Here is a 4,640-nt window from a genome sequence, read left to right on the forward strand (position 1 = left end):
CAGTTCAGCGGCAAACAGCTTGGCGTTCGGGTCTGAGATGCCCATTGCCGTGCCGTTTTTGGTCATGTATCCCACGGTCACATCTTCTGTGGCGGCTTCTGCCAGACTGACGGTGAAGGTCATCTCGGTGATGGTGTCGTTGCCTTCTGCCATCTTCATGTCGGCGATGGTGAACTCCCCACCGGCCATCGTCTCTGTGCCAGTGCCGCCGGCCATGGTGTCTGTGCCGGTGCCACCGGGCATGGTGTCTGTGCCGGTGCCACCGGGCATGGTGTCTGTGACAGTGCCGCCGGGCATGGTGTCTGTGACAGTGCCGCCGGGCATGGTGTCTGTGCCGGTGCCGCCGGGCATGGTGTCTGTGCCGGTGCCGCCGGGCATGGTCTCTGTGCCACTAGCCCCGGTGGTGGTGACTGGGCCAGTAGTGGCGGCGAGGGGGTCTGTGCCAGTAGCGCCGGTGGTGGTGTCTGTACCAGTAGCGCCGGTTGTGGTGTCCGTACCAGTAGCGCCGGTTGTGGTGTCCTGACCGCCGTTTATTGTGTCTTCCATATCAACAAGACCAAGTAGTTGGTTTCCTGAGAGGTTAGCTAGGGTTTCGATCGAGCCGGCACCCGCAACGGTGTCCTCTTCTGTGAGAAGTTGGCAATCGTCAGGTCACTAGCCCCCTCGATCGTCCCTGAGGCGTCGAGGTCTATGACCAGATTGGTGCCTTGCCGCACGATTCCCATCACTCCCGCAGCCAGTCCGTCTGCGGAGAGGGTCATACCGGCAGCGGGCGCAGCGCTGAAGCCGGTGATACTATCTTCACTGAAGACCAGGGTGTCGGCTGCGCCGTCTTCATCTTGGATAAACGTGCCGCCGCTTTTGGAACTCAGCACGTATACATCAGCCCCCACTCCACCCATGAGAGTGTTGGCTGCTTTGCCACCCATGAGGGTGTCATCTCCCGCACCGCCCATGAGGCTGTCCGCACCGCGACCGCCGAAAATCGTTTTGTTGGCGTTGTTGCCGACTTGAGTGTCATTGCCGTCACCGCCGAAGACACTCTTGATGGTGGTGTTGGCATCAATGGCCAAGGTGCCGTCGGCCAGGGTATTGCCGGTGGAGCCTGGAGTCAGGTCCAGGGTCATGCCTGTGGTGATGGCGGCGGCGTTGATGGTGTCGATACCGCCGGCATCTGTCAGCGTCCCCCGCACGGTGTCGTTGCAGGCAACAGTGCCGAATTCGTCGGTATAGATATTGGTGCCGTCAGGGCTAATCGGGGCCCCGTACAGCCGCAAGCCCCAGCTGTTGAGGGAGCAGGTGCCGGCACTCCCCCGATCCTCCACTTTGAGCGTCCAGTCTCCCTCGCCGGTTTCGCCCCAGTAGAAGGTGCTGCCGAAGGTGAACTTGATGCCTTTCTGGCAGGACTCACCCAGGGCTTGCTCGGTGGCATCTTGAGTGAACTGGCTGGGGTTGGTGCGCAAGTCTGCGAACGGTACTTCGACTCCGTTGCCATTCCCATCGTCACCGACTTCCAGTGTCTTGAGCGCGAGAGTGTCAAAGAGTATGGTTTCGGTGCTGTCTGGGGACAGCAGGGTGATGTAGATGTAATTAACGCTGTCTGCCTCGCCGGTTTTTCCGGCTGCGTTGTAGCCGGCGTCACCCATCCTGTCGGTGGTGAGGATGGTGCTGCTGACATTATTCTTTGGGTCGCTGTCCCCGAAGGCGGAAACCAGCAGGTTTGCGCATTGTACGCTGTAAGGGGCAAAAACGCCGTTGGCATCGGCGGCTGCGACCGCAATGGTGTAGCGGGAGTTTTCGCAGTTGCCGCAGTTGGCGTTAGCGCCGGTTTCAAAAGCGTTGCCCGCCGCCGAGGTAAATACAGTTCCCAGACCGCCACGACCTTTGGTGACCGCTTCCTGTATGCCTTGCCCGGCTAGCTGGCCAGCTGGTAATTTGAAGTTGGTCTCAAAGGGATTATCAAAACCCCAGCTGTTGTTGGAAACGTCGAAAAACTGCTGGGTGCTCAAAACGCTGGCGTCGGTGCCCGTAAGGTTCGTGTCCCGCAAGCCGGTGATTTTGGCGCTGTAGCCAATGCCGCTGATGCCCACTTGTTTGTTCGGCACACCGGCCATGATGCCCGCAACGGCTGTCCTGTGGCTTTCATCCGCTGCCTGAGGCTGTCCTGAAGCTAGATCGCCGGCGGTTAGCCCCACTGGGGCCTTGTTATAGTTGGCTGCCAGGTCTTCGTGGGTGGACTCTACGCCATCATCGATGATGCCAACTGTTATACCCCTGCCGGTGCAGTCGTTCCACAAGTCGAAGTTGTCGGGGCTGTCATCGACGATGTTGAGGTCCATACCGGTTGTGCCACCGTTACTGTTGGTGCCGGTGTTATTCAGATACCACTGTTGTGGGTAAAGAGGATCGGTTGGGACGTGGGCCATACGAACCTTACAAATTAAATTTTTCTGAACACCCGCCGGACTAGCAGCTTGTTAAAGTGTGCCCGCACGCAGAAGCGCGGGTGCCCTGGCGATAAGGTCACCTGGAGCCTGTCTTTTTCAAGCCATCTCTGCCGCACCCTTTTGGCATTGGGGCTTGCCGGGCATACTGGACCATCGCACGTTAGCCATTAGGCCCGCACTGTGGCCACTTGCTCCCAGAAATTTCCCTCCAAGTAAAAGCGCCAAACTGACGCTTTGCGCACAATACGAGAACCTACCTCTGTGTCCAAGCAGAGGCTGCCGCTCTAACGGCGATGTTTCCTGGAGGGGAGCTTGTATGAAATGTTCGGCGTTCTAAGCTGAATCTGAGCCGATCCTGCCTTGCCTCAACCTGTCCGCTCTCCCAGAAGCTAGTAGAGGGGAGCAGAGCGCGTTTTTAATAGGTTGTGTGCGCCCTCCTTTCAAAGGAGAGCGCGACTCGCCGAATCTTATCATGTTTAGCCGTCAGGAGGAGATGCCACAAATTGTCTGTTAGTTTAGCTTTTTTGTTCCCGACATTGCAAGAGGCAGATCGTCAAAAAATTTTGCCTCTCTTTGCCGCATTTTTACGAGAGCTTAAATGCGCTTTCTGTCGCAAATGAATTATTGTAGACTTAATTTTATACAAAAAGTTCCCGCTTTTTGAAAGTTTATTACATCATTTTTTTTGATAGATAGTAAAATCTATATAAAAAATCAATATTTGCTCTTCGCTGAAGCCCAGATAAGACATTTCTATCAATTCCGGGTGCATCGGATTCGTCTGATGATTGCAGGGAGTGAACCAGCGACCGGCCCGTGGGCTTTTAGCTCCGCTTGCAGAATAGAAAGATTTACAATGCCTGTGCTGATCGCGAGTGATATCCTATCAAGTCAGGTGAGGGGAGCAGAATTTACACGGTGTCTTGCGGGTCTAAATCGCTCGCATTCCAGCCGGTTCAACCGCGCTTTGCAAAGCTCGGGGATGGAAAGGAATGATATAAAATTGCCTGTTCAGGCATTAATTTAGTGCAAACAAGGTGTTTTTCGGTGCGGGAGGATTTAAATTATAGCAGTAGCCACTTAGATTAAAACATTAGACCTTCAGGGGGGGCGGGACGCCTACCCTACGTCTATATAGCAGTAAGCATTTAGGAAACCTATATTCCGGCCTCCCTTGCTCCAGAGATCCCGAAGCTTCTATTGTTCTAACCAATATGACTGCTGCTATATATAAAGCTAAAGCTTATATATTATGCTTTTAATCTGCTCTGGGGGGCCGCAGCGCCTCTCTAATCGGGGTTACAGACAGAGCCGATAAACGATATAGAATCAAAAATCAGGCGCTCATCTTGCAGGGAAGTGGGGAAAAGAATGGGAAAGCGTTAGATAGAAGAAAAGACGGTTAAAATAAATTACTGGCAGTTCACTCGCCTTGATATTACACTTTTTTTTGTAAAATTGAAGTGCAAACCGTCAGAGATCGAATTGGAGACCCAGACACCGCAGCAATTTGCTACGTGGGTGCCGGCAGCCGGCAATTGTGCGGATAAATATCTGTGCGGGGTAGGTGAGGTTCCGCTCCAAGGGCTCCAACCAAGCAGCACAGGACTTAGGTATTTCCACGGTATCCCTCTCGGGGAGACGGGAACAAGGAGAGAGGGAGAAACACTTGGTAGAAACTTGCCGGTTGCAGCTACAGAACAGGCGGGACGCTTGGCGCAAGTCTTGAAGCAGTCTGTTCGACAGCCTGACTGCTAGCGTGAGATCCGCAGACTAAATTATCCCCGGCAATCGCAGTTTGCTAAAGCCATCCCCGTCACAGCAGATTTTTGCCACTCCCCCAACTTTCTCTCTCCTTCTCCCTCGGGCACTTTACAGGAGGCAGTTCAGCATTCCCGCCTTCAACCCCATTTTTCCACCCCCCTCAAACGCACAAGTGTTGAATTCCGTTACAAAACTTTACATTTTAGCTTACATTTCTCCGGCCCTGAGTAAAAATGCTTACCCAGAGAGGAGTCGTTCTATCCAGTGGACATAGCTGATTTCTTGACACATACAACATTGAAGATAGCGGAGTTTATCTAGTAGCGTAGTCCCCCATTCTTTAGGAATATCTACTATCTTTAATATCAGGTAAGCTATCAGCGAAACATAAATTTGTATAGCTATACCATTTACATTTTTAGTAATCAG

Annotated in this window: 2 protein-coding genes and 1 pseudogene; all 3 read right to left on the reverse strand. The window is 53.5% G+C overall.

The window, feature by feature from the left end; translation table 11 throughout:
- A partial coding sequence (locus tag OSC10802_RS53715; RefSeq protein WP_017721575.1) for a calcium-binding protein occupies positions 1–546 on the reverse strand: 546 nt, incomplete at its 3' end.
- A 38-nt stretch (positions 547–584) separates the two neighbouring features.
- On the reverse strand, positions 585–2,426 hold the full coding sequence (locus OSC10802_RS45225; RefSeq protein ID WP_017721576.1) for a S8 family serine peptidase: 1,842 nt from the start codon (positions 2,424–2,426) through the stop codon (positions 585–587).
- Between the two features lie 2,022 nt (positions 2,427–4,448).
- Positions 4,449–4,640 (reverse strand): annotated as a pseudogene (locus tag OSC10802_RS52190) (IS4 family transposase); the annotation flags it as partial.

The sequence above is a fragment of the Kamptonema formosum PCC 10802 genome (genome assembly GCF_000332335.1).
Taxonomy (GTDB): Bacteria; Cyanobacteriota; Cyanobacteriia; order Cyanobacteriales; family Oscillatoriaceae; genus Oscillatoria.